Here is a 25,302-nt window from a genome sequence, read left to right on the forward strand (position 1 = left end):
CGGTGATTACATCAGGCCTTTTTTCTGCAGTTCGGTTTTAAAGTTGTCGCGGGTGATCAGCACCACGTCGGTCACTTCGGTAAATTTCTGCGGCTCTACACCCTTCTCTACCCAGTCATGCAGCATCTGAATGCTTTTGTAGCCGTGAATGTCCGGGCTTGGCAGCAGCGACCCGTAGAAACCGGTAGCCTGCCCCTTGGACAGTTCGCTGACCGCGTCCACACCGTTGATGCCGATGCCGATCACGTTCGGCGCCTTAAAGCCCTGGCCTTCGGTGGCGCGCACGCCGCCCAGCACGGTGTTGTCGTTCATGCCGACAATCAGCCAGTTTTTCACTTCAGGATGTTGCACCAGCATCGAGTTGGCGGCATCGAACGCCCCCGGGATATCGTTGGACTTGGTCGGTACCGAGTAGATTTGTTTTTCCGGGAAACCGGCCGCTTTCAACGCGGCAATCGAACCGCCGGTGCGGCGACGGGCGGTATCCAGCTCATCGGCGGTGATCGCCATCACGGCGGTGTCCGCCGGTTTCCAGCCGCGTTTGTTCATCTCTTTCCACAGCTCCTGGCCCTGGCGCTCACCGATTTTGGTAGCCGCCATCATCACCAGCGGCACGCTGTCCATAGGTTTGCCTTTGGCGGTGACGAACTGATCGTCCACGGCAATCACTTTCAGGTTGTAACTGCGCGCCTTGGCCATGATCGCCGAGCCGAGTTTCGGATCCGGCGTGCAGATGACAAAGCCCTTGGCTCCGCTGGCCGCCAGACTGTCGATGGCGTTAAGGGTTTTTTCCCCGTCCGGCACCGCGATTTTGATCACGTCGAAACCGAGATCCTTACCGGCCTTGTCGGCAAATTTCCATTCGGTCTGGAACCAGGGTTCCTCTGGCTGCTTGACCAAAAAGCCCAGCTTCATGGTCTCGGCGACAGCCGAATGTGACATAACGGCCGCCAGACCCAGTGCCGCCAGCGCCTTAGTGAATTTATGCATGATGCTCTCCGCAGTTTTGTTCTCTTCGGCGAATAAATTTGCTCGCCGTGAAAACGTTATCATTAGGGTGCCTGTTGTCGGCGTGACGCTTGTTTTCGCGGCATCGACCAACACCAGCTGTAAGACGGCTTAAGTTTTAGCGGGTATTTGTTGCCAAAATGTAGAGCGCTATCACATCCGTGGAATACAGCAGATATGTGCATATATTTAGCGAATTCCGCCAAGCATTAACTTATGACAACCGTCACAAAATCACTGTGCGAAGCAGAAAAGTGCATACTTCCAGCTAATGGCTCCTCACCTGCCCACCGCTCAGACTCCTATGGTTGTCACAGCGTATTAACACATCAGGAGTCAACATCATGACGGCAGGCGCTATTGCCCTGGGATTGGACTTCGGCAGCGATTCGGTGCGGGTATTGGCGGTTGACTGCCATAACGGCCAGGAGCTGGATACCGAAGTGGTTTACTACCCTCGCTGGCAGCGCGGCGAATACTGCAACGCTGCAGAGAACCGATTCCGCCACCATCCACTCGACTATATAGAAGCCATGGAGCAGGCGATCGTCAGCCTGGTGCAGCGAATGCCCCCGCAACAACGGTTGCAGGTCATCGGTATCGGGGTCGATTCGACCGGTTCCACGCCTGCGCCGATTGACGCGCAAGGCAAGGTGCTGGCGCTGCGGCCGGAGTTTGCCGACAACCCGAACGCCATGTTTGTGCTGTGGAAAGATCACACTGCCATCGAGGAAGCCGACGCCATCAACCGGCTGTGCCGCAGCGGCGATTTCCCCGACTATTCTCGCTATATCGGCGGCGTCTATTCATCCGAATGGTTCTGGGCCAAGATCCTGCACGTTTCGCGTCAGGACGCGGGGGTGCGCCAGGCCGCCGCCTCTTGGGTGGAACTGTGCGACTGGGTGCCGGCGCTGCTGTCCGGCACCACCGCCCCGCAGCATTTGAAACGCGGGCGCTGCAGCGTCGGGCATAAAACGCTGTGGCACCCCGATTGGGGCGGCCTGCCGCCGAAAGCGTTCTTCGCCGCGCTCGATCCGCTGTTGGTCGAAGACCTGCCCTGGCCTTTGTTTGAAGACTCCCACACCGCCGATTTGCCGGTTGGCACGCTCACCGCCGAGTGGGCCGCACGCCTCGGGCTGCCGGAGAGCGTGGTGTTGTCCGGCGGCGCCTTCGACTGCCATATGGGCGCGGTGGGTGCCGGGGCGCAACCCTATACCCTGGTGAAAGTGATTGGCACCTCCACCTGCGACATCCTGATCGCCGATCGCCAGCGGGTCGACGGGCGCGCCATCGAAGGCATCTGCGGCCAGGTCGACGGCAGCGTGGTGCCGGAACTGATTGGCCTGGAGGCCGGACAATCGGCCTTTGGCGATATGTATGCCTGGTTCAGCCGTTTGCTGAGCTGGCCGCTGCATGAAGCGGCGAAAAACCATCCCGAACTGCAACCGCAGTTGAAACAGATTGAAGCCGGCCTGCTGGCCGCGCTGACCGAATCCTGGGCCGACAATCCGTCGCTGGATCACCTGCCGGTGGTGCTGGACTGGTTCAACGGCCGCCGTACCCCCTACGCCAACCAGCGCCTGAAAGGCGTGATTACCGATCTGAACCTCGGCACCGATGCGCCGACGCTGTTTGGCGGATTTATTGCCGCCACCGCCTTTGGCGCCCGCGCCATCATGGAGTGCTTCGAACAGCAGGACATCCCGGTCGATAACGTACTGGCGATGGGCGGTATTGCGCGCAAATCGCCGACGATCATGCAGGCTTGCGCCGACGTGATGAACCGCCCGCTGCAGATTGTCGCCTCCGATCAATGCTGCGCGCTGGGCGCGGCGATCTTCGCCGCCGTGGCCGCCGGCCGTTTCAGCAGCGTACCCGAGGCGCAGCGCCATATGGCCTGCGGCATCGAACGCACGCTGCAGCCGGATCCGCAGCGTGTCGCCCGCTATCAACAGCTTTATCAACGTTATCAGCAATGGTGCCTGGCCGCCGAGCCGCGTTACGCCCCCGGCGCAGATTCGCCATGCTGAAATTCCGATACCCGACACTAACCCCCCCAGGAGTCTCTGATGGATGCATTTAAGCAGCATGAAGTCTGGTTCGCCATCGGCAGCCAGCACCTGTACGGCCCGCAAACCCTGCAACAGGTCAAGGCGCACGCCGAACAGGTCGTGGAAAGTCTCAACCGCGAGGCAGGATTGCCGGTAAAACTGGTGCTGAAACCGCTGGTCACCACGCCGGATGAAATTACCGCCCTGTGCCGCGACGCCAACTATCGCCAGGAGTGCATCGGCATTCTGACCTGGCTGCATACCTTCTCGCCGGCCAAAATGTGGATCGCCGGGCTGTCTATCCTCAACAAACCCTTGCTGCAATTCCATACCCAGTTCAATGCCCAGGTGCCCTGGGACAGCATGGATATGGACTTTATGAACCTGAACCAGACCGCCCACGGCGGCCGCGAGTTCGGTTTTATCGGCGCCCGCATGCGCCAACAGCACAGCGTGGTGGCCGGCCACTGGCAGGATCCCGAAGCACACCGCCGCATTACCCAGTGGATGCGCGCCGCCGCAGCCAAACAGGCGAGTCGGCAGTTGAAAGTGGCGCGTTTTGGCGACAACATGCGCGAAGTGGCGGTGACCGAAGGTGATAAGGTCGGCGCGCAGATCCAGTTTGGCTACTCGGTCAACGCCTATGGTATCGGCGATTTGGTCAGCGTGATCAATGAGGTCAGCCGCGGCGATGTAGACACCCTGATTGAAGAGTACGAAGCCAGCTATGTGCTGAGCGACGCGGCGAAAGTCAAGGGTGAAAAGCGCGAGAACCTGATCGACGCGGCACGCATCGAGCTGGGGATGAAACGTTTTCTGGAACAGGGCAATTTCCAGGCCTTTACCACCAACTTTGAAGATCTGCACGGCATGAAGCAGTTGCCGGGGCTGGCGGTGCAACGCCTGATGCAACAGGGCTACGGCTTTGGCGGCGAAGGCGACTGGAAAACCGCCGCGCTGCTGCGCATCCTTAAGGTGATGGCCGATGGGCTGAACGGCGGCACCTCGTTTATGGAGGATTACACCTATCACTTCCAGCCGGGCAACGATCTGGTGGTCGGTTCGCACATGCTGGAAGTTTGCCCGTCGATCGCCAAAGAGAGCAAACCGCTGCTGGACATTCAGCCGCTCGGCATCGGCGGCAAGGCGGATCCGGCGCGATTGATTTTCTCCACCCCCGCCGGCCCGGCGGTTAACGCCAGCCTGATCGACATGGGGGACCGTTTCCGTCTGCTGGTCAATCAGGTGGATACCGTGGAACAACCGCACCCGCTGCCCAAGCTGCCGGTAGCGCGCGCCATCTGGCGGGCCCAACCGACGCTGGCCACCGCCGCAGAAGCCTGGATCCTGGCCGGCGGCGCGCACCACACCGTGTTCTCCCAGGCGCTGGACGCAGACCAACTGCGGCTGTACGCCGAGATGCACAACATCGAGTTCTTGTTGATCGATAACGCCACCGCACTGCCGGCGTTCAAAAACGAGATCCGCTGGAACGAAGCCTACTATCAGCTAAACCGCCGTTAATCTGTCGGCAGCCGGGGGCAAAACCGGCTGCCGGTAGCCAAACGTGCTGCCCTTGCCCCCAGATCCCGACCATCCGCTTGATATTGATGACTAACCCCCTATTACCCGCTAAGCTATGCGGCTTCATGTCTTACCCAGGAAGCCGTTTATGTCTCAAGCTGAATACACCCGTATTGGCGGTTGGTTGCTGGCCCCGATGGCCTATATGATTGTCACCCTGCTTAGCGCCAGCCTGATGATGCTCCTGTATGGCATGGCGATTTTCATGCCGGAATCGCGCGAATACCTGCTGACCAACGCCCAGGCATTTACCCTGCAATGGTATTTTTCCGTTCTGACCACGCTGGCGATGTGGTGCTTTACCCTGTGGCTGCTGTGGCTGTTTTGCCAGCGCTCGCAGCGTTTCCCCAAACTGTTTCTGGTGTGGTTGTTGATCACCGTGCTGCTGGCGATCAAAGCCTTCGCCTTTGCGCCGGTCCCGGACGAGTTGGCGGTGCGCAGTCTGGGTTGGCCACTGCTGATGGCGGCGCTGCTGGTGCCCTATATGAAGCGATCCCAACGGGTAAAAGGCACCTTTACCGAGCGCTGAATAGCGTTGTGGCACGTTTTATGCGGATAATTGTGTAAATTTTCGCCAAAAAAGAGCGAAAAGAGCAATAACCCTGCTATACATATGTTGTCGTTACGCCGCCAATTCCCGATAATAGGCGGCTTTTATTTTTTTAGGCATCGCAATGACCGAATACCTGCTCCTGTTTGTCGGCACCGTCCTGGTGAATAACTTCGTTTTGGTGAAGTTTCTTGGCCTGTGCCCGTTCCTTGGCGTATCCAAGAAGCTGGAAAGCGCCATCGGCATGGGGATGGCCACCACCTTTGTCATGACGCTGGCCTCCGTCAGCGCCTGGGTGATCAACACCTTTATCCTGGTTCCGCTGGACCTGGTGTACCTGCGCACGCTGTCATTTATTCTGGTGATCGCCGTTGTGGTGCAATTTACCGAGATGGTAGTGCGCAAAACCAGCCCGGCGTTGTATCGCCTGCTGGGCATCTTTCTGCCGCTGATCACCACCAACTGCGCCGTGCTTGGCGTAGCCTTGCTTAACGTCAATCTCGGCTACAACTTCCTGCAATCGGCCGTGTACGGCTTTAGCGCCGCGGCCGGTTTCTCGCTGGTGATGGTGTTGTTCGCCGCCATTCGCGAACGGCTGGCGGTCGCCGACGTCCCTGCGCCGTTCCGCGGTTCTTCCATCGCGCTGATCACCGCCGGGCTGATGTCGCTGGCCTTTATGGGCTTTACCGGGCTGGTGAAATTCTAATGACGGCGTTATGGATTGCTATTGCTGCGCTTAGCGCCCTCGGCCTGTTGTTCGGCCTGGTGCTGGGCTTTGCCGCCCGCCGCTTTGAAGTGGAAGAAGATCCGGTGGCCGAGCAGGTCGACGAGATCCTGCCGCAGAGCCAATGCGGCCAGTGCGGTTACCCCGGCTGTCGCCCTTATGCCGAAGCCGTCGCCAACGGCGAGATGATCAACAAATGCGCGCCGGGTGGCGAGCAGGTGATGCTGAAACTGGCAGAACTGCTAAACGTCGAGCCGCAACCGCTGGGCAGCGAAGCCGCCGCAGAGCCGGTGCGCCAGGTGGCCTATATCGATGAAGCCAACTGCATCGGCTGCACCAAGTGCATTCAGGCCTGCCCGGTGGATGCCATCGTCGGCGCCACGCGCGCCATGCACACCGTAATTACCGATCTCTGTACCGGCTGTGACCTGTGCGTTGCGCCGTGCCCTACCGATTGTATTGAAATGAAACCGGTCGCCACCACCACTGCCAACTGGAAGTGGGATATGAAGACGATTCCGGTGCAAGTGATCCACGTGGAGCAACATGCTTAATCTGTTCGCCGCCTTCAAAAAAGACCGGATTTGGGATTTCGATGGCGGGATCCATCCACCGGAAATGAAGACTCAATCCAGCGGAGTGCCACTGCGCACCGCTCCGTTGGCCGACAGTTTTATTATTCCCCTGCAACAGCATCTCGGGCCGGAAGGCGAGCTGTGCGTCAACGTCGGCGACCGGGTATTGAAAGGCCAACCGCTGACCGTGGGCCGAGGCCGTACGGTGCCGGTACATGCGCCGACTTCCGGCATCGTCAGCGCCATTAAACCGCATATCACCGCTCACCCTTCCGGGCTGGCCGAGCTGTGCGTGACTATCCAGGCGGACGGCGAAGACCGCTGGTGCGAACGCGTACCTGTGGCGGACTACCGCCAACTGGCGGCGCAGGAACTGCTGCAACGCATTCATCAGGCCGGCATCGCCGGGCTGGGCGGCGCCGGTTTCCCGACCGCCAGCAAGCTGCAGGGCGGCATGAGCGGCGTGGAAACGCTGATCCTCAACGCCGCCGAATGCGAGCCTTATATCACCGCCGACGATCGTCTGATGCGCGAACACGCCGACCAGATTATCGAAGGCACGCAGATTTTGCGTCACCTGCTGCAACCTAAAGTCACGCTGATCGGCATCGAAGATAACAAGCCGGAAGCGATCGACGCCCTGAAGCTGGCGCTGCGCGATCAACCGGGCATCGCCCTGCGGGTGATCCCGACCAAATACCCTTCCGGCGGCGCCAAACAACTCACCAAGATCCTGCTCGGCAAGGAAGTGCCGCACGGCAAGCACTCTTCCGCCATCGGCGTGCTGATGCAAAACGTCGGCACCGCGTTCGCCATTAAGCGCGCCATTGTCGACGGCGAACCGCTGATCGAACGCGTGGTGACCCTGACCGGCGATGCGCTTAGCCAGCCGGGCAATCTGTGGGCGCGCATCGGCACGCCGGTGCAGCATCTGTTGAATTTTGCCGGCTTCCAGCCGCAGGCGCAGCAAATGGTGGTGATGGGCGGCCCGCTGATGGGCTTCACCCTGCCCGCCCTTAACGTGCCGATCGTTAAAATCAGCAACTGCATTCTGGCCCCATCGGTCAGCGAAATGGCGCCGCAGGAGCCGGAACAGTCCTGTATCCGCTGCGGCCTGTGCGTCGACGCCTGCCCGGCGGGCCTGTTGCCGCAGCAGCTTTATTGGTTCAGCCGCGGCGAAGAACACGAAAAAGCCCGCAATCATAATCTGTTCGACTGCATTGAATGCGGCGCCTGCGCCTTTGTCTGCCCAAGCAATATTCCGCTGGTGCAGTATTACCGCCAGGAAAAGGCCGAGATCAAAGCCATCGATCAGGAAGCCGCACGCACCGCCGAAGCCAAGGCGCGTTATGAAGCCAAGCTGGCGCGACTGGAACGCGAAAAACTGGCGCGTGAAGAACGCCACAAGAAAGCCGCGGTTAAACTGACCGATGACGATCAAGGTGCCGTTCAGGCCGCACTGGCACGCGTACGCAGTAAAAATGCCGCGCCGGCGACCGGCACGGTAAGCGGTGATGCCCCAGACAACAGCGAGATGATTGCCGCCCGCGAAGCCCGCAAGGCTCAAGCGCGCGAACGCCGCGCCCAACGGGAGACGACAACAGTTCCAGATGCGGCAACGGCCGCCGAAGGTGAAGACCCGCGTAAAGCGGCGGTTGCCGCCGCGCTGGCGCGGGTAAAAGCCAAAAAAGCCGCGCAACAAGCCGGGGGCGAAACGCCTGTCGACACCGCGCCCGCCGAACCGGCAACGGCGGTGACAGAAGAGGATCCGCGCAAGGCGGCGGTCGCAGCGGCCATCGCTCGCGCCAAAGCCAAAAAGGCGGCGCAGCAAGCCGGGGTCGAAACGCCTGTCGACACCGCACCGGCCGAACCGGCAGCGGCGGCGACCGAGGACGATCCGCGCAAGGCGGCGGTCGCAGCGGCCATCGCTCGCGCCAAAGCCAAAAAGGCGGCGCAGCAAGCGGGTGTCGAAACGCCTGTCGACACCGCACCGGCCGAACCGGCAGCGGCGGTGACAGAAGAGGATCCGCGCAAGGCGGCGGTCGCAGCGGCCATCGCCCGCGTCAAAGCCAAAAAAGCGGCACAGCAAGCCGGTGTCGAAACGCCCGTCGACACCGCGCCGGCCGAACCGGCAGCGGCGGTGACCGAGGACGATCCGCGTAAGGCGGCGGTCGCAGCGGCCATCGCCCGCGTCAAAGCCAAAAAAGCGGCACAGCATCTGGCTACGGCCGACGCTGAGAAAGAGTAACGGAAGAAAGCGCCTTGCTGAACGTAAGGCGCTTTAGGCTGTGTCCCTTGATAGAACTGCGAATGCACCACGGATCATTAAGGGACGCAGCCTAATCAATAGAAATCAGATAGGTATAATCGACGTCGATCTGACGCATCTTCGAATCCTGATTCCATTCCTTGGTTTGAATAATTTCCATTTCTACGCTGCCCTGCACCTCATGACGCAGCCCCGGCATTACGTGGGTCACCAGATAAGCGAAAAACTGCAAACACTCTTTAGCCGTGCCCAGATAGTTGATAGAAATATACTCGCGACCAGGAATATGAATATTGTCGATCTGATGCCCCGAAAGAATATCCTTTTTGTTCTCCGCTTCCACCGCCATCACGTGGGTGGATGACCACTGCTTGTCATCACGGTTACGGGGGGAGTGGATGCTGTACACCCGGCGGCAGTCCACGTTCAGCCCACGGAAGAAATCGGTGAAAATCTCGTCCTTCATCGCCATGCAAGAAGCATGTTCGATTTCCGTTTCACCGGCAAAATCCAGTTGGCGCGAGAAGCCAACCAGTTGCATATCCGGCAGCGTTACACGTTTCACCTCCGGATAGTAATCGGCCGCGAAACTGGCGTCGAAACTGAAGCGCGGCATCAGGTTCTTTACGTCCCATTTGTCCATCGAGCGATAACGGTTGGGCGTGGTATCGAAACGCTGTTTGAACATGCGCGTAAAGGTCTGCTGGGAATCAAAGCCCAACTCGTCTGAGATGTCGATGATCGAACGGTGAGTAATGCGTAACGCGACTGCGGCACGCGTCAGAATGCGTGAGCGGATATAGGTGGCGAGCTGAATGCCGGTGATACGCTTGAATTTGCGCTGCAGGTGCCATTTGGAGTAGCCGGAAATGCGCGCGACTTCGTCCAGATTAGGCCGTTTCTCCAGATGTATCTCAACCCACTCAATTAATTCTTCAATAAAAAATACATCTTCATTAGTCATTATTATGCATTCACTAACTCAATATTACTCGGGATAATAACCTACATGGATTATGTAAAAGTTGTTATTTTGTGCGAAAAAACGTACCAAAAATAACATGCAAATCCAGCGGTTATCGCCTGACGCCGGCCCGCGATGCCAACAGTTTGACTACTGCATGCTCAAGCTAGCGCAGTTTTACTGCAGAAAAAAATCCGATCGCGCCACAGGGCGATTAAGCCACAGCGCAACCCGTGCTAAAAGCCTAATACCCCTACAATTAAGACGTATTACCCTTTCAGTGATTGAGGTAGAATGCAGCGCTGTTATTTTCCCTGCGTCTCCGCTGTGAGGCGCGTAGAACCTGCCGATGCACGGCAAAGATAGGTGTAGTGATTCTATGAAGTTCAGGCCGGTACAACAAACAGCCGCCAAAGGCTTGCACATCGCCAGTTCCCCTTTCACCCATAACCAGCAAAGCACCAGTCGCATCATGCTGTGGGTGATGTTGGCTTGCATTCCGGGCATGGCGGCGCAGGTGTGGTTTTTCGGCTACGGCAACCTGATCCAAACCGCACTGGCGATGATCGTCGCACTGCTGGCGGAAGGCGCTATCCTCGCCCTGCGCAAATTACCGGTACGCGCCCGGCTGGCGGACAACTCGGCGCTGCTGACCGCGCTGCTGCTCGGTATCAGCCTGCCGCCGCTGGCCCCCTGGTGGATGATTGTTATCGGCACCTTCTTTGCCATCGTTATCGCCAAACAGCTTTACGGCGGCCTGGGGCAAAACCCGTTCAATCCGGCAATGGTCGGTTACGTGGTGCTGCTGATCGCCTTCCCGGTGCAGATGACCAGTTGGCTGCCACCGGATGAACTGCGCGCCACCGCCCTGTCGTTCCAGGACACCTTACTGGCTATTTTCAGCGGTCATACCGCGCAAGGCGCCACTATTCATGAACTGCAAATGGGCATTGATGGCATCAGCCAGGCAACTCCTTTGGACGGTTTCAAAACCGGCCTGCGCAGCGGTCACAGCGTCGAGCAGATGTTGCAACAACCGCTGTTCGGCGGCACGCTTGCCGGCATCGGTTGGCAGTGGATCAACCTCGGCTTCCTGGCGGGCGGTCTGTTTATGCTGGCGCGCCGCCTGATTCACTGGCAGATCCCGTTCAGCATGCTGGCGACCATCGCTTTCTGCTCCGGCCTGGCCTGGTGGTTTGATCCCGCGCATCAGGCATCACCACTGATCCACCTGTTCTCCGGCGCCAGCATGCTGGGCGCATTCTTTATCGCCACCGATCCGGTCAGCGCCTCCACCACTCCGAAAGGCCGCCTGATTTACGGCGCGCTGATTGGCGTGCTGGTGTGGTTGATCCGCGTTTATGGCGGCTACCCGGACGGCGTGGCCTTCGCCGTGCTGCTGGCCAATATTACCGTGCCGCTGATCGACCACTACACGCAACCCCGCGTGTACGGCCATCGCTAAGGAGCCATGATGCTGAATTCAATGAGAAAGCATGGCACCACGCTGGCGGTGTTCGCCGCAGTGACGACCGGCTTGACCGCCGTGGTGCATAGCCTGACGCAGAAAACCATCGCTCATCAGGCGGAACTGCAGCAAAAAGCGCTGCTCGATCAAGTGGTGCCGCCGGAAAACTACGATAATAACATGCAGGCCGAGTGCTTCCTGGTCAGCGACCCGGCACTGGGCAACGGTGCCCCGCACCGCCTGTATCTGGCGCGCAAGAACGGCCAGCCAACGGCCGCGGCGTTGGAAACTACCGCACCTGATGGGTATTCCGGCGCCATTCAGCTGCTGGTCGGCGCCGATTTCAGCGGTACCGTGCTCGGTACCCGGGTGATCGAACACCACGAAACACCGGGGCTGGGAGACAAGATTGAGCTGCGCATTTCGAACTGGATTTCGTTCTTCAGCGGCAAGAAAATTGAAGGCGCGGACGACACGCGTTGGGCGGTGAAGAAAGACGGCGGTATGTTCGATCAATTCACCGGCGCCACCATCACGCCGCGCGCGGTCGTCAACGCCGTTCGCCGCACGGCATTGTATATGGAAACGCTGCCGCCTAAACTCAACACCTTACCTGCCTGCGGAGCCAGCGAATGAGTGAAGCAAAAGAGTTGATTGTCCAGGGGCTGTGGAAGAACAACTCCGCCCTGGTTCAGTTATTGGGGATGTGCCCGTTATTGGCCGTCACCTCCACCGTTACCAACGCCCTGGGGCTGGGGCTGGCGACCACGCTGGTGCTGACGCTGACCAACGGATCCATTTCTGCGGTGCGTCGCTGGGTGCCGAGCGAAGTGCGTATTCCTATTTACGTCATGATCATCGCGGCGGTAGTGAGTATCGTGCAGATGCTGATCAACGCCTACGCTTTCGGCCTTTACCAGTCGCTGGGGATCTTTATTCCGCTGATCGTCACCAACTGCATCGTGGTCGGCCGCGCCGAAGCGGTGGCGGCTAAAAAACCGATCGGCCTGTCGGCACTGGACGGCATGGCTATCGGCCTAGGCGCTACCGGCGTCATGGTGACCCTGGGAGCGATGCGCGAGCTGCTCGGCAACGGTACCCTGTTCGACGGCGCAGATATGCTGCTGGGAAGCTGGGCCAAGGTGCTGCGCATTGAAGTGGTGCATTTCGACAGCCCGTTCCTGTTGGCCATGCTGCCGCCTGGCGCCTTTATTGGCCTGGGCCTGTTGTTGGCGGTGAAATACCTGATTGATGAACGGATGAAGGCGCGCACCGCCAAGGCGTTAGTGGCCGAACCGATGCGGGAACCAGGACAAGCAGAGAAAGCGTAATGAATAAACACAAACGCCTGGAAATTCTGACCCGGCTGCGCGACAACAACCCGCACCCCACCACCGAACTGGTGTACACCACGCCGTTCGAGCTGTTGATTTCAGTGCTGCTTTCCGCGCAGGCTACCGATGTCAGCGTCAACAAGGCCACCGCCAAGCTTTATCCGGTGGCCAATACCCCGGCAGCGTTGCTGGCGTTGGGCGTTGACGGCGTCAAAAGTTACATCAAGACCATAGGCCTGTTTAACAGTAAGGCCGAGAACGTCATCAAGACCTGCCGTATGCTGCTTGAGCTGCACGGCGGTGAAGTGCCGGAAGACCGCGCCGCGCTGGAAGCGCTGCCGGGCGTAGGCCGCAAAACCGCCAACGTGGTGCTCAACACCGCCTTTGGCTGGCCGACCATTGCGGTAGATACCCATATCTTTCGCGTCTGCAATCGCACCAACTTCGCGCCAGGCAAAAACGTCGATCAGGTCGAAGAGAAGTTGCTGAAGGTCGTGCCAAGCGAGTTCAAGGTCGATTGCCACCACTGGTTTATCCTGCACGGCCGCTATACCTGCATTGCGCGCAAACCCCGCTGTGGCTCCTGCATCATTGAAGATTTATGCGAGTTTAAAGAGAAAGCTTACCCCGAGGCTTAACGCCTGTCACACAACGGCCGCGACCGCCACCGGCGGTCATTTGCACGCACCGCACGGCATATCCTCCGAAGTTTACCGAGCCTAATCGGTAGTCTGTAACGCAGATCCACACTCAAATGGCCCTCTCTTTCTTTGGGCCACGTACCCTAAGACCTTGCAATCCCTTGAACGCAGGACTGCCTGCCCTTATCTCCTGCCTTGAACAGGGCTCCTTAACGCGACAGCCTGTTGTAAATATAACATTCTGCCCGCACCACCCTGCATGCATCACATCCTCCCGCTACAGCCCTATTTTTTATCAGAAATGTGATATCAAGCAGCAGTAACCTTGGCAATTTCGTGGATTTCAGTGTAAATATCATTTCCCTGTTATTTTCAAGCGAAAATTTAGTCAAAAATTGCGCGATCAATCACGCTTTCACGATCACATCCCCGTCACAACCACTCGCCCCATTTTCTTAAATTTCTATAATTTTACAAAAACATCATTATTCACAATAATAAAGTGGGTTAAACAACTCATGCATTGCTATCAACCAGAAAATGCACAAATAGCAGAATATTTCCCTACTTTAATTCCGTATAGCTTTTAATCAAAACAAAAACTCGCCAAAACAAATCAAGGCGAAAGTTCGTGCTGCGTAATATTTGTAACATGGTTGTTTCACGACGCGAACGTTATATGTAACAGAGTATGACAAACGCCTTGCCTCGTTGACAAAGATAGTGAACATTAACCGCCGTCATCCCATCCTATAACAACGCAGAAGGATGCAGTCCTGCATCACCTTTTGCCATTTCTCGTCTCTCCGGGACGGGGCAGTGAAAAATCAGAGGTACCAGTGTCAACTGCAAACAACAACAGCAAACACCCTGAAGGCGTCAGTCTTAACGCTTTCAAACAGCCCAAGGCGTTCTACCTGATCTTCTCGATCGAACTGTGGGAACGTTTCGGTTATTACGGCCTGCAAGGCATCATGGCGGTTTATCTGGTCAAAATGTTGGGCCTGAGCGAAGCCGACTCCATTACCCTGTTCTCGTCCTTCAGCGCCCTGGTGTATGGCTTCGTTGCCATCGGCGGCTGGCTGGGGGATAAAGTGCTGGGCTCCAAGCGCGTGATCGTGCTGGGCGCGCTGGTGCTGGCCGTCGGTTATGCCATGGTGGCCTACTCCGGCCATGAAATCTTCTGGGTTTACCTGGGTATGGCGACCATCGCCGTGGGCAGCGGCCTGTTCAAGGCGAACCCGTCCTCCCTGCTGTCGACCTGTTACGAGAAAGACGATCCGCGTTTGGACGGTGCATTTACCATGTACTATATGTCCGTCAATATCGGTTCTTTCCTGTCGATGCTGGCGACCCCGTGGCTGGCGGCGAAATATGGCTGGAGCGTCGCGTTCTCACTGAGCGTGGTGGGTATGCTGATCACCCTGGTCAACTTTATGGTGTGCCACAAATGGGTGAAACAACACGGCTCCAAACCGGACTTTAAACCGCTGCAGGTCAAGAAGCTGCTGATGGTGCTGGTTGGCGTCGTGGCGCTGGTCGCCCTGTCAAGCTGGCTGCTGCACAACCAGGTCATTGCCCGCTGGGCGCTGGCGATTATCTCCCTCGGTATTGTTGTCGTGTTCGCCAAGGAGGCCTTTACGCTGCATGGCGCAGCGCGCCGCAAGATGATCGTCGCCTTTCTGCTGATGCTGGAAGCGGTGGTGTTCTTCGTGCTGTATGCCCAGATGCCGACCTCGCTGAACTTCTTCGCCATCCATAACGTTGAGCACAATATCCTCGGCCTGGCGTTTGAACCTGAACAGTATCAGGCGCTGAACCCGTTCTGGATCATGCTGGCCAGCCCGATTCTGGCGGCGCTGTATAACAAGATGGGCGACCGTCTGCCGATGCCGCACAAGTTCGCCTTCGGCATGATCCTGTGCTCCGGCGCCTTCCTGGTACTGCCGTGGGGCGCCAGCTTCGCCAACGAACAGGGTATCGTTTCGGTTAACTGGTTGATCCTGAGCTATGCGCTGCAAAGCATCGGTGAACTGATGATCTCCGGCCTGGGTCTGGCCATGGTGGCGCAACTGGTGCCGCAACGCTTGATGGGCTTTATCATGGGGTCCTGGTTCCTGACCACCGCCGCCGCCGCGCTGATTGCCGGCAAGGTGGCAGGGTTGACCGCCGTCCCTAGCGACATCAACGATGCGCACGCGTCACTGGCTATCTACAGCCACGTGTTTATGCAAATCGGTATCGCCACCGCCGTCATTGCCATTCTGATGATGCTGACCGCACCGAAGCTGTACCGCATGACGCTGGACACCGCAGAAGATACCCATAAGAAAGCGCAGGCCGCCGCAGCGGTTAACTGATAACGTTTTCAGACAGACAAAAAACGGGGCGTATCGACAACGCCCCGTTTTTTTTATTTCGGCCTCTCTCTTCTCAACCCGGCGACTTGCCGCTCAGGGTAGCCCACATAAACTCGCTGACCAGCGCACTGTGGAACGCGGCCTGTTTCTTATCCGCGGCGGCGCTATGCCCGCCCTCGGTATTCTCATAGAAATAGGCCTGCTGATACCCCATTTGCTGCATGCGCGCCGCCATTTTGCGGGCGTGCGACGGATTGACCCGATCGTCGCTGGTGGCGGTGTAAAACAGCACCGGCGGGTAAGGCACATCCACTTTGATATTGTGATAAGGCGAGAAGGTTTTGATGTACGCCCATTCCTCCGGTTTAGCCGGATCGCCATATTCGGCAATCCAGGAGGCGCCGGCGGAAAGTTGGGTATAACGCTGCATGTCCAGCAATGGCACCTCACAAACGATGCAGCCGAACAGCTGCGGGTACAGCGTCAGCATGTTGCCCACCAACAGCCCGCCGTTACTGCCGCCACGCGCGCCCAAGTGCTGTGACGACGTCACTTTTCGCGCAATCAGATCCTGCGCCACTGCGGCAAAATCTTCATAGGCGCGATGGCGATTTTGCTTAAGTGCCGCCTGGTGCCAGGCCGGCCCATATTCCCCGCCGCCGCGAATATTCGCCACCACGTATACCCCGCCGCGCTCCAGCCAGGCCGGTGCCTTGCTGCCCATGTAACCCGGCAGCAGCGACACTTCAAAACCGCCATAACCGTACAACAACGTTGGGTTGCTGCCATCCAGCTTGGTGCCTTTGGCAGCAATCTGGAAATACGGCACGCGGGTGCCGTCGCGGGAAGCGGCAAAATGCTGGCTGACCTGATAACCGCCTGCGTCAAAGTCCTGCGGCCCCTGCTTGAGCAGCTCTGCCTCACCGCCGTCGAGATTCCCCAGATACAGCGACGTCGGTTGCAGGAACCCGCCAATCGTCAGGAAATAATCGTTGGTTTCATCGTCAATTCCCCCGGCGGAAATCGTGCTGATGACACCCGGCTTGCCGAGCGGCCTGCGCTGCCAGCTTTTGCCCTGCGGCGTCAGCACTTCCAGCCGATTCACCACGTTGTCCATGATGCTGAGGATCAGGTGGTCGCGCGTGCCGCTATAACCGCTCAGCGCCGCCTGCGCGGTCGGCGTGAATAACACCGTCAATTCGCGTTTACCCGCCAGATAGTCATCGAAATGGGCCGCCAGCAGTGAACCTGAAGGATAGCGCGCGCCGCCCACCTCCCAGTCGCTGCTCGGTTTGATCAATAGCCATTCACGGTGCGTGCTGAACTCGGCGTCGGCGGGAACATCAATTTTGATTTGCCGATCCTGCCCGGTCAGTACAAAGGTTTCACGGCGGTAGAAATCCAGGTTGCGGCCCACGTAGTTGCGCTCAAATCCCGGCGTATGGTCGTGATAGGCAAACACGGCCATGTCCTGCGGTTGCGCCTCGTACAGCGTCTGGGCGGCGCTCAGCGGCGTGCCGCGCCGCCAACGTTTGGCGATGCGCGCGTAACCGGATTGGGTCATCGAACCTGCGCCAAAGTCGGTGGCGACAAACAACGTATCTTTATCAATCCACGACGCCTGGCTTTTCGCCACCGGCAGCACAAAGCCGTTTTTCACGAACGTTTTGCTGACCAGATCAAACTCGCGTATTTCGGTGGCGTCGCCGCCGTCCGGCGACAATTCCACCAGGCAATAACGATACTCCGGCGGTAACGGCTCGGAACCATGGAACACCCAGTCTTTGCCCTCCGCCTTGCCGAGCGCATCGATATCCAGCACCGTTTCCCAGGACGGTTTGGCCTTGCGGTATTCCTGCAACGTGGTGCGCCGCCATAGCCCGCGCGGGTTGGTTTGATCCTGCCAGAAGTTGTAGTAGTAATCGCCACGCTTGGCGACCCACGGAATTTGGCTGTCCTTGTTCAGGATGTCCAGCACCTGTTTTTCCAACCGTTGGAAGCCTTCGCCCTGGGCGAAACGCGCGGTGGTACGCTGATTCTCCTGCTTCACCCATACCTGCGCGGCCTTGCCCTGCAGCTCTTCCAGCCACAGGAATTCATCGGTGGCACTGGCGCCGCCCTCCGCCGCCATCGCCAGGCGGACACTGTTCGGTAATGAAGTCATCGCGAATACGGCTCCTGCAGTTTGTGCGCTGAGTTTAATAAACTGGCGTCGATTGCTAATCGGCAAAATCAAGTTCTCCTTCCTGGATAAATAAGACTCATTTTCAACAAGGTAGATCGTTGACGCGGCAGAGTCAAAGCCTGCTCCCGTGCCGTTGAGTCAAAATTTAGGATAGTGGATCAGATCGTGAATACGCACTGTCTCCTGGCTGGCGTTGCGGTAAGCATGTGGCCGATCGGCCTGAAAGCGCATCGCCTCGCCCTCGGCCAGGCTGTGCCATTGACCGTCAATCGCCAGTTCCAGTTGGCCGCTGATGACGATCACATGTTCAATGACGCCCGGCTCGTGCGCCGACGATTCGCTGAGCGCCCCCGGTGCCAGATCGATGACGAACATGTCGAAACCCAATTGCCGGTCAAACGGAAACAGCGGCACTACCCGCATATCGGCGTTGTACTGATTGAACACCGGCGCATCGCCGTAACGGTGCAGCGTGGCCTGCTCTTGCAATGGCGAGATCTCCAAAAAAGCGGAAAACGCCACGTTGAAGCCGGTGGCGATTTTCCACAGCGTCGCTACCGTTGGGCTGGATTCGCCGCGTTCTATCTGCCCCAGCATCGCCTTGCTGACGCCGGTCTTCTCGGCAGCCTGAGCCAGGCTCCAGCCGCGCTGCGCACGCAGCGATTTCAATGTTTGCGCCAAATGGCCGGACAGTTCCTGCATGATTTCCCCTTCTGAATTCCGGCTGATTATAGTCACTTGTACGCTATAACGCACGGTGCTATGCTCATTCCCTATCGTGCGCTATAACGCACAATCATAGCCGGAGTCTGCCATGCGCCCTGCCATCTCTTTGCGTCATTTGACCTTGTCCGCCGTTATGGCCGGGTTTGTCGCGGTATTGGTGGGCTACACCAGCTCCGCCGCCATTATCTTTCAGGCCGCAGCGGCGGCCGGCGCCACACCAGTGCAGATCGGCGGATGGCTGAGCATGCTTGGCCTGGGGATGGGCGTGACCTCGCTTGGGCTTTCTCTGTACTACCGTACGCCGATCCTGACTGCCTGGTCGACTCCCGGCGCGGCGCTGCTGGTCACCAGCCTGCCCGGCACGCCGATCAACGAAGCGATTGGCGTGTTTATCTTCGCTTCCGGGTTGATCCTGCTGTGCGGCGTCACCGGGCTGTTCGCCCGGCTGATGGACTACATTCCGCAGGCCATCTCGGCGGCGATGCTGGCGGGGATCCTGCTGCGCTTCGGTCTGGACGCTTTTGCTTCGTTACAGGTAAATTTCGTGCTCAGCGCCGGGATGGGGTTGGTGTATCTGGTGAGCCGCCGCTATCTGGCGCGTTATGCGATTGTGCTGACGCTGCTGGTAGGGCTGGCCATTGCGGCGTTGCAGGGCACCATTCATCTTTCTCAGCAACCGCTGGCTTTCGCCGTGCCGGAATTTATTGCGCCACATTTCACCTGGTCGACGCTGCTTGGCATTGGCGTACCGTTCTTTGTGGTGACCATGGCATCGCAAAACGCCCCCGGCATCGCTACGTTGAAGGCCGCAGGCTATCGCGTCCCTACTTCGCCGCTGATCAGCTGGACGGCGCTGACCGCACTGCTGCTGGCACCGTTCGGCGGGTTCTCCGTTTGCATCGCCGCCATTACCGCCGCCATTTGCATGGGGCCGGACGTGCACCCCGACCCGCAGCGCCGTTATATGGGCGCCGTGGCCGCCGGGGTGTTTTATCTGCTCGCCGGGCTGTTCGGCGGCGCTATCGGCATGTTGTTCAGTGCGTTGCCGCCGGCGCTGATCCACACCATTGCCGGGCTGGCGCTGCTCGGCACTATCGCCGGCAGTTTGCAACGCGCGCTGCAAGAAGAAAAACAGCGCGATGCCGCGCTGATCGCCTTTCTGATCACCGCTTCCGGCGTGACGCTGCTCGGCGTCGGTTCTGCATTTTGGGGAATTATCGGCGGTGCGATCGCGCATCTCATTTTGTCGCTGCCGCACCGCTCGGGAAATTAAGCCAACAGGTTGAGTTTGGCGGTCAACTTGCGCACGGTTTTCTTTTCACCGACCAGCGCAATGCCCAACAAACGCCATTCGTCGCTTGGCCGGTTGGCTATACTGGCGAGAAACTCGGCGTAATGGGTCGTTTGTTGGCCATCCGCCGGGAACAGGATCCGATCCACCTCTGCGGCGCGTGGCTGTTTCAACAACGCGCCCAACTGCTCCTCACTGGCGGCCAGTACGCTAATGCCTATCGGGATCAGCCCCGGCCAACACTGCCCGTGGCTGTCCGCCAACACCTCGCCAACCAATCTCGGGTGGCGTTGCCCCAAGGTTAGCGCCAGTACCGCCGCCGCATTAGCGATATTGCCCAGCGGCAGGTCCTGATTAATCACAATCACGCAACGCTCGGCGGTAATCGTCTCTGGGGGGATGTTTTCCATCATTCAGCTTCCTGTTTTCAAGTCAGCCTGCAGGATACGCAACCAAAGTCGCTTAATCTGGAAGATTTGTGCACAGTTTGCGGTAATGCGCCGGGGTCAGGCGGTAGGCGCGCTGAAACCAGCGCCCCAGATGGCTTTGATCGGCAAAACCCAGCTGCGCCGCCACGGCGATGGGCTTTTCCCCTGCCGCCAACAGTCGCCGCGCCTGCGTTAACCTCAGTTGAACCAAATAAGCATGCGGCGGTAAACCATAAGTCTGGCGGAACAGCCGGGTCAGCCGGAACCGATCCAGGCCGGTTAATGCCGTCAGCGTTTCCATCCGAATATCCTGATGGCTGTTGGCATGCAGGAAGTCACGGATGCGCCGCGCCTGATAGCCGGACGTTTCATGCGGCGGCGATCGTCGCCAGTGCACGTGCCGCGTCAGGCCGCACAGCAGGCTATCCAGGGCAAACTGATGCTGCATTTCCCCTTCACCCTTTTGCTGCAACTGCGAGAAAGCCCGCATTGTCGCCTGTGCCAGCAGCCGATCGTCCGACAGCGTGGCGGCGAAACCAAGGCGAAAGCTGTCCGGCACCTCGGCAAATAACTGACGGAGTTGTGCATCCAGCCATTGCGGATTGAGATACAGCATCTGGTAGGTAAAGCCGTCTTCTGCCGGCGCATCGCCGTCATGCACCTCCCCCGGCTCCAGCAAAAATACCTGCCCTGGCGTACTGCGATGACGCTGGCGTCGGCAATGAAACTGCTGCACCCCCTGTTCGGTGATGCCTACCAGATAATCATCATGCCAGTGAGGATCGTAAGCATGCGCATAACCGCAAAAGTGGGCGCGAATCAACTCTATGCCGCTCGGGCCATCTTTCTTTAATTCGATCCAACTGCTCATCGCCGCCCTCTTTTCGTTAACCCACGTTGTCGTATAGCAGATGTACAGTCTCCCTGTCTGGAACACATGTGCGCGCCGGTACCACTGGCCGGGCAGACACAAGCTTTCCCGCTTCGGCGATCTTCTGCTTAACTGAGAGGGGGAATGCATTGTTGCCAACACTTGACCGTTAAGAGAGCCCCTATGCCATCTTCCGAGCTGATTGATCTGATTCAACGTATCGACTCCGCCTATCGCCACTGGACAGGCATCGGCCTGCCTGGACCGCAGAGTACGGCTACCGACCCGCATTTTCTCTGGTTGCACCATCAGGCACCGTACAGCCTGTTGGCTCATGAGGGTGATTCGGACCCGGTTTTTATCTACGCCAATCATTGTGCGCAGCAGTGTTTCGGTTATTCCTTCGATGAATTTATCACGCTGCCTTCGCGATTGAGCGCCTCGCCGGCAGATCGCGCGGAACGCCGGCAATTGCTGGATAAAACCGCCCGTCAAGGCATCGCACAGGGGTATCAAGGCCTGCGCGTCGATAAATTTGGCAACGTCTTCACTATTTATGATTGCGCGGTATGGCAGATCCCGGGCGGTGGCCAGGGTGCACTGTTCTGGCCACAGCCGAAACGTCGACCAGGCTGGTTTAACCAACGGGGAAACATGGACGACGTAAAACGATAATAGATGTTGAGATTTATATCATCGTCGGGCTTAGAGGCGTTTACCACCGCCTCAGCCAATTATTAAGTGACATTGTAACGAGAGGCTTTATGAATGATAATGCCGCGCTGTTAGCCCAGCGACTGATCCGCAATATCGAAAATGTTGAAAAAAAACACGATCGCCGACCGCCGTTGTATGACAGCGTCGGTGCCCGTTTAGGCACCGGCACCGCCGCCCACAAGCTGGGTGCCTCCATCGACGTGGTGGCGCCAGGCATGCGTTCCTGCCCTTACCATTTTCACTATGCGCAGGAAGAAATGTTTATCGTGCTGGAGGGAAGCGGGACACTGCGGGTCGCCGGTGAGCAATTGCCGATCAAAAGTGGTGACGTTATTTTTATCCCGCCCGGCCCGGCATACCCGCACCAAATCATCAACACTTCGGCGCTACCGCTGAAATATCTTTCCGTCAGCACCCGCGAGCAGCCTGAACTGGTGGAATATCCGGACTCAGGCAAGTTTCAGGCCATCGCCCAACGCGACAATGGCCAACCGGTGCACTATCTGCAACGCCCTTCAGCGTCGCTCGATTATTGGGAGGGTGAACCCTGAGTCCCCCTCCGGCAGCGGCAGGCCCAGCGCGCGCGCGGCCTGCTCCGCGACCCGAAAATCGATATCCGCCGCTTCGCCGTCTTCCATAAACCAGGCTGCGGACAGCCCCGCCCAGGCGAGGATCCATTGCAGCAAACGCCGGCGTTCCAGCCCGGCCAACTGGCAGACCTGCTCCACGCGGCGCTGGAAAATATCCGGGTCGGTGGCAATGCCGTAATTGGGATTGCAAAAGATATTGGCATAGTCGAAGGCGCGTTCGCCGTAGAGGCGTTTGGGATCGATCACCAGCCATCCGCGCTCGCCGAAATCCAGCACGTTGTCGTGATGAATATCACCGTGCAGCACGCTCTGTTCCCGTGGGCTGGTCAGCAAATCCGCCGCCGCCGTAGCGCTGAGCCGCAGCATACCGCCGTGGGCCTGCGCCGCCGGCCACAACGAGTTGAACCACAGGTGCAACGGAATAAGCTCCGGCAAAGGCTGCGGACGCGGCGTATGCAGGCGGGCAACCACCTGGCAAAGAATCGCCGTCGCCTGCCGATCGTCGCCGTCACGCACCATTTGCGCCAGCGATCGGTTGCCCTGTGCACGCTCCAGCAGGATGCCGTCCTCATGCCAGGCCAGCACTCGCGCAGCGCCTTCGCCCTGCCACCAGCACATCAGTAACCCGCCGAACTTCTCTTCTTGTTCGCGGGCGATTTTCAGCATGGCGGCAGCGCCCTGATAACGCACCGGCATCAGCAGGCTGCTGTGAGTTTCAAATGCTTTGCCGTCAGGTTCCAGCTGCCAGCGTTGCACATAGGGAATAAAAGCCGGATTCATTGCGGTCAGGCGTCCTTATTGATGGCAATCACGGTGAAAAATTGGCGCCGGTGATACTATTAGACATCGACAGTTCCCGGCGTATTCCCGGTATTAATTGCAGTATCCTAACCAAGTTTGCCTATTTTTTTAATTCATCTTGCGGGGTTTTTATCATGACGTCATTGAAGCGCATTAATTATCCGCAGTTGCCTGTGCCGGGTGGGCCTTATGTCCATGCGGTGCGTCACGGCGATACGCTGTATGTCTCAGGGCTAACGGCCTTCGCCACCGAAGCTCAAGGGCAAACGGCGCAGCAGCAGACACAGGCGATTCTGGAGCAGTTGGCAACCATTACCGCCGCCGAAGGCACCAATCTCAAGGCGCTGATCAAAATCACCGTGTTTTTAACCGAGATCGGCGATCTGCCGGCAATTCGGCCCGTGCTGTTTGATTATTTTGATGGTGCGCTGCCGGCCTGTTCACTGGTTGCGGTCAACGCACTGTTTTCACCACAGGTCAGCGTGGAGATCGACGCCGTCGTAGCGCTGTAACATTGGGCGCTATAACGTGCCCTCATCCAGCTCGCACGGGCCGACTTTGAACCAGGCCTTCAGGATCTTGCCCTGTTCAACTTCATAGATGGCGATCACGTCCATTTTGCCGCGCCCCTGCGGGAAATTGCGCGTAACCACTTCCTGATCGATCACCATGCTGCCCAGCACCATGCGTTTGATCCGCTCGCCGTACAAGCTTGGCTCTTTGAAACGCGCAATATGGCGTTCGCGGATTTCCGCCTTGCCGCTGGCCAGCAGCGTATCGGGGTGTTCGTAATACTGTGCATCTTCCGCCCAGTGCGCCATAAAAGCGTCTATATCGCGGGCGTTATAGGCATCAAGCTGCTGCTGAACCACTTCTTCCGGGCGTAGCGTTTTGTTGTTCATCATATCCCCTGTTCGTAGTTAACCTGACTATGACAGCGTAGCGATTTCATCAACCCGATGATGAAAGACATAAGGGTCTGAAATTAAAGCGAAGGCGTCATCGTCCGGATAGGTGACTGCTACCTGATAATCCTCTCCGGCGAAGCGTTTTATCGCCGCCAGAGACTCCCAATAGGTGGCCAGAAAGAAGTGCGCATACTGGCCCTGGATCTCTTGTCGGACAAAAGCACCAAGATTTCCAGCCATAGCTTCAGCATGCTGCAGCCCTGTGACAGTTAAATGATCGGTAAATCCTTGCTGATGCTGTAACGGCACGCAGCCGTGCCAGGTTCTGACAATCATCTCACCTTCCAAAATGAATAAAAAAACACAAATAGTGAATAGGTAACGTATCATGTTTTGGCGTTTATTCACTACCCCGTGCGCAGATTTTCAGCGAAGGGGTACAAGCGGGAAAAACAGCGGCGCGGCACGCGTTAACCTTTGCCGCCATCAGGAATATTCTGGTAATTTATCGCTAAGAGAATTATTACCCGCGGAAAGTTATGCAGCAAAAACCGGTTATGCACGAAGCCAGACAGTTAAAACGACTCAACGCGGCCACGCGGCGGCAATCCCATATGTATAAATGGATTGCCTTTATCGCGGCGATGGATGCTGTATTGGTATTTTGCTATGACCGAGATATGCGCAACATTACCTTTTCAGGCGCAGTCGCGCTGGTGTGCGGCTATTTGTGGATCCGCGATCGCAACAAGGCGCGCGGTTACCGGCGAGAATACGATCGTAAATACGGCAAGCACAGCGGCCTTTAGTCCTGCATGGCTTCCAGCACTTTAGCGCTGTCCACGATTTGCACGAACTTGACGATTTTCCCCTCGCGCAGCTGATAAATATGCGCAAAGGATGCGGTGAACGATTTGCCGGTCGCGCCATAGGTGCCATGATAGAACCCTTGGGCGATCACGTTTTCACCGGCATCATAGAAGTGTTCAACCTCAGCGCGGTAGCCTTGCCATTCTGCCCCTAAGCGCTGATGAACATTTTTAAAAATGGCCTGCGGCCCAACGTAGGTACCGGCATAAGGAAAGCCCGCCGCTTCGGTCCATTCTGCATCGGGCGCCAACGCCGCCAGCAGATTGCGACCGTTCTCTTCGGCACTGCTGCCCTCATAAGTAGCGCGTACGATTTCCAGATTCGTTGGCATGTCTGTTCTCCTGTGGCATTAACGGGATATTCCGGCCATACCCCGCAGACACAGGC

26 protein-coding genes are annotated in these 25,302 nt (G+C 58.0%); 16 read left to right on the forward strand and 10 right to left on the reverse strand.

The genetic code is table 11. From position 1 onward, the window contains the following. Positions 1-6 precede the first annotated feature (6 nt). Positions 7-990 (reverse strand): arabinose ABC transporter substrate-binding protein, encoded by a 984-nt coding sequence (locus V2S86_RS08415; protein WP_330762046.1) that lies wholly within the window; start codon positions 988-990, stop codon positions 7-9. A 362-nt stretch (positions 991-1,352) separates the two neighbouring features. On the opposite strand from V2S86_RS08415, the gene V2S86_RS08420 reads away from it, so the two are divergent. From V2S86_RS08420 to rsxC, 6 genes are all read left to right on the forward strand, one after another. After that, positions 1,353-3,038, forward strand: coding sequence for a ribulokinase (locus tag V2S86_RS08420; protein ID WP_330762047.1), 1,686 nt, complete (start codon positions 1,353-1,355; stop codon positions 3,036-3,038). A 39-nt stretch (positions 3,039-3,077) separates the two neighbouring features. Next, positions 3,078-4,583, forward strand: a complete 1,506-nt coding sequence (araA, locus tag V2S86_RS08425) for an L-arabinose isomerase (protein ID WP_330762048.1) — start codon at positions 3,078-3,080, stop codon at positions 4,581-4,583. Positions 4,584-4,731: 148 nt separating this feature from the next. Continuing rightward, the gene (locus tag V2S86_RS08430; RefSeq protein WP_311992833.1) at positions 4,732-5,172 is read left to right on the forward strand and encodes a DUF2569 domain-containing protein; all 441 of its coding nucleotides are present in this window, start codon (positions 4,732-4,734) and stop codon (positions 5,170-5,172) included. A gap of 145 nt (positions 5,173-5,317) precedes the next feature. Then, a complete protein-coding gene (gene rsxA / locus V2S86_RS08435; protein WP_004938443.1) occupies positions 5,318-5,899 on the forward strand; it encodes an electron transport complex subunit RsxA in 582 nt (193 codons plus the stop codon). Then, positions 5,899-6,471: an electron transport complex subunit RsxB gene (gene rsxB / locus V2S86_RS08440; RefSeq protein WP_004943888.1), complete on the forward strand. Its 573-nt coding sequence runs from the start codon at positions 5,899-5,901 to the stop codon at positions 6,469-6,471. Before rsxA ends, rsxB begins: the two co-directional genes overlap by 1 nt. Beyond that, a complete protein-coding gene (rsxC, locus tag V2S86_RS08445; protein ID WP_330762049.1) occupies positions 6,464-8,740 on the forward strand; it encodes an electron transport complex subunit RsxC in 2,277 nt (758 codons plus the stop codon). The genes rsxB and rsxC overlap by 8 nt, the downstream gene beginning before the upstream one ends. Positions 8,741-8,831: 91 nt before the next feature. Here the strand turns inward: rsxC and V2S86_RS08450 are convergent, their stop codons facing one another. Continuing rightward, positions 8,832-9,725, reverse strand: a complete 894-nt coding sequence (locus V2S86_RS08450) for a helix-turn-helix domain-containing protein (RefSeq protein ID WP_330762050.1) — start codon at positions 9,723-9,725, stop codon at positions 8,832-8,834. 379 nt (positions 9,726-10,104) lie between these two features. On the opposite strand from V2S86_RS08450, the gene rsxD reads away from it, so the two are divergent. The 5 genes from rsxD to dtpA all read left to right on the forward strand — a co-directional run bounded on the left by rsxD (position 10,105) and on the right by dtpA (position 15,528). Further along, positions 10,105-11,190 (forward strand): electron transport complex subunit RsxD, encoded by a 1,086-nt coding sequence (gene rsxD / locus V2S86_RS08455; protein WP_330762051.1) that lies wholly within the window; start codon positions 10,105-10,107, stop codon positions 11,188-11,190. 9 nt (positions 11,191-11,199) lie between these two features. Beyond that, entirely contained in the window at positions 11,200-11,829 is a 630-nt protein-coding gene (gene rsxG, locus V2S86_RS08460; RefSeq protein WP_330763176.1) for an electron transport complex subunit RsxG, read from the forward strand. Further along, a complete protein-coding gene (locus V2S86_RS08465; protein WP_330762052.1) occupies positions 11,826-12,524 on the forward strand; it encodes an electron transport complex subunit E in 699 nt (232 codons plus the stop codon). The genes rsxG and V2S86_RS08465 overlap by 4 nt, the downstream gene beginning before the upstream one ends. After that, complete coding sequence (gene nth / locus V2S86_RS08470) at positions 12,524-13,165, forward strand: endonuclease III (protein ID WP_330762053.1); 642 nt, start codon at positions 12,524-12,526, stop codon at positions 13,163-13,165. The genes V2S86_RS08465 and nth overlap by 1 nt, the downstream gene beginning before the upstream one ends. An 842-nt stretch (positions 13,166-14,007) precedes the next feature. After that, entirely contained in the window at positions 14,008-15,528 is a 1,521-nt protein-coding gene (gene dtpA, locus V2S86_RS08475; protein WP_330762054.1) for a dipeptide/tripeptide permease DtpA, read from the forward strand. 73 nt (positions 15,529-15,601) lie between these two features. Here the strand turns inward: dtpA and V2S86_RS08480 are convergent, their stop codons facing one another. Together V2S86_RS08480 and V2S86_RS08485 are read right to left on the reverse strand one after the other, a co-directional pair. Beyond that, positions 15,602-17,692 (reverse strand): prolyl oligopeptidase family serine peptidase, encoded by a 2,091-nt coding sequence (locus V2S86_RS08480; RefSeq protein ID WP_330762055.1) that lies wholly within the window; start codon positions 17,690-17,692, stop codon positions 15,602-15,604. A 159-nt stretch (positions 17,693-17,851) separates the two neighbouring features. Beyond that, positions 17,852-18,415 (reverse strand): helix-turn-helix domain-containing protein, encoded by a 564-nt coding sequence (locus tag V2S86_RS08485; protein ID WP_330762056.1) that lies wholly within the window; start codon positions 18,413-18,415, stop codon positions 17,852-17,854. 112 nt (positions 18,416-18,527) lie between these two features. On the opposite strand from V2S86_RS08485, the gene V2S86_RS08490 reads away from it, so the two are divergent. Further along, complete coding sequence (locus V2S86_RS08490; protein ID WP_330762057.1) at positions 18,528-19,712, forward strand: benzoate/H(+) symporter BenE family transporter; 1,185 nt, start codon at positions 18,528-18,530, stop codon at positions 19,710-19,712. Here V2S86_RS08490 and V2S86_RS08495 read toward each other — a convergent pair. Beyond that, positions 19,709-20,143: a DUF2000 domain-containing protein gene (locus V2S86_RS08495; RefSeq protein ID WP_330762058.1), complete on the reverse strand. Its 435-nt coding sequence runs from the start codon at positions 20,141-20,143 to the stop codon at positions 19,709-19,711. The genes V2S86_RS08490 and V2S86_RS08495 overlap by 4 nt on opposite strands. A gap of 49 nt (positions 20,144-20,192) precedes the next feature. Then, positions 20,193-21,029 (reverse strand): AraC family transcriptional regulator, encoded by an 837-nt coding sequence (locus V2S86_RS08500; RefSeq protein ID WP_330762059.1) that lies wholly within the window; start codon positions 21,027-21,029, stop codon positions 20,193-20,195. A 183-nt stretch (positions 21,030-21,212) separates the two neighbouring features. Between V2S86_RS08500 and V2S86_RS08505 the strand changes: the two genes are divergently transcribed. Beyond that, positions 21,213-21,704 carry an MEKHLA domain-containing protein gene (locus tag V2S86_RS08505; RefSeq protein WP_330762060.1) on the forward strand — a complete coding sequence of 164 codons (492 nt, stop codon included), beginning with the start codon at positions 21,213-21,215 and terminating at the stop codon, positions 21,702-21,704. Between the two features lie 89 nt (positions 21,705-21,793). Beyond that, entirely contained in the window at positions 21,794-22,297 is a 504-nt protein-coding gene (locus tag V2S86_RS08510) for a cupin domain-containing protein (RefSeq protein ID WP_330762061.1), read from the forward strand. On the opposite strand, the gene V2S86_RS08515 is transcribed toward V2S86_RS08510, so the two are convergent. Continuing rightward, on the reverse strand, positions 22,262-23,116 hold the full coding sequence (locus tag V2S86_RS08515; RefSeq protein ID WP_330762062.1) for an aminoglycoside phosphotransferase family protein: 855 nt from the start codon (positions 23,114-23,116) through the stop codon (positions 22,262-22,264). The genes V2S86_RS08510 and V2S86_RS08515 overlap by 36 nt on opposite strands. Positions 23,117-23,271: 155 nt before the next feature. Here V2S86_RS08515 and V2S86_RS08520 point away from each other — a divergent pair, with 155 nt between their 5' ends. Then, positions 23,272-23,649, forward strand: coding sequence for a RidA family protein (locus V2S86_RS08520; protein ID WP_330762063.1), 378 nt, complete (start codon positions 23,272-23,274; stop codon positions 23,647-23,649). Between the two features lie 9 nt (positions 23,650-23,658). On the opposite strand, the gene V2S86_RS08525 is transcribed toward V2S86_RS08520, so the two are convergent. Both V2S86_RS08525 and V2S86_RS08530 read right to left on the reverse strand, forming a co-directional pair. Then, complete coding sequence (locus V2S86_RS08525) at positions 23,659-24,039, reverse strand: nuclear transport factor 2 family protein (RefSeq protein ID WP_330763177.1); 381 nt, start codon at positions 24,037-24,039, stop codon at positions 23,659-23,661. A 27-nt stretch (positions 24,040-24,066) separates the two neighbouring features. Then, entirely contained in the window at positions 24,067-24,381 is a 315-nt protein-coding gene (locus V2S86_RS08530; protein WP_330762064.1) for a hypothetical protein, read from the reverse strand. A 203-nt stretch (positions 24,382-24,584) separates the two neighbouring features. On the opposite strand from V2S86_RS08530, the gene V2S86_RS08535 reads away from it, so the two are divergent. Next, positions 24,585-24,854 carry a hypothetical protein gene (locus tag V2S86_RS08535; protein ID WP_062870668.1) on the forward strand — a complete coding sequence of 90 codons (270 nt, stop codon included), beginning with the start codon at positions 24,585-24,587 and terminating at the stop codon, positions 24,852-24,854. Here V2S86_RS08535 and V2S86_RS08540 read toward each other — a convergent pair. Continuing rightward, positions 24,851-25,246 carry a nuclear transport factor 2 family protein gene (locus V2S86_RS08540; RefSeq protein ID WP_330762065.1) on the reverse strand — a complete coding sequence of 132 codons (396 nt, stop codon included), beginning with the start codon at positions 25,244-25,246 and terminating at the stop codon, positions 24,851-24,853. The two genes, V2S86_RS08535 and V2S86_RS08540, sit on opposite strands and share 4 nt — an antisense overlap. Positions 25,247-25,302: the final 56 nt, after the last annotated feature.

Origin of the sequence: Serratia sp. C2(1), assembly GCF_036352655.1 — a bacterium.
Lineage (GTDB): Bacteria > Pseudomonadota > Gammaproteobacteria > Enterobacterales > Enterobacteriaceae > Serratia > Serratia inhibens.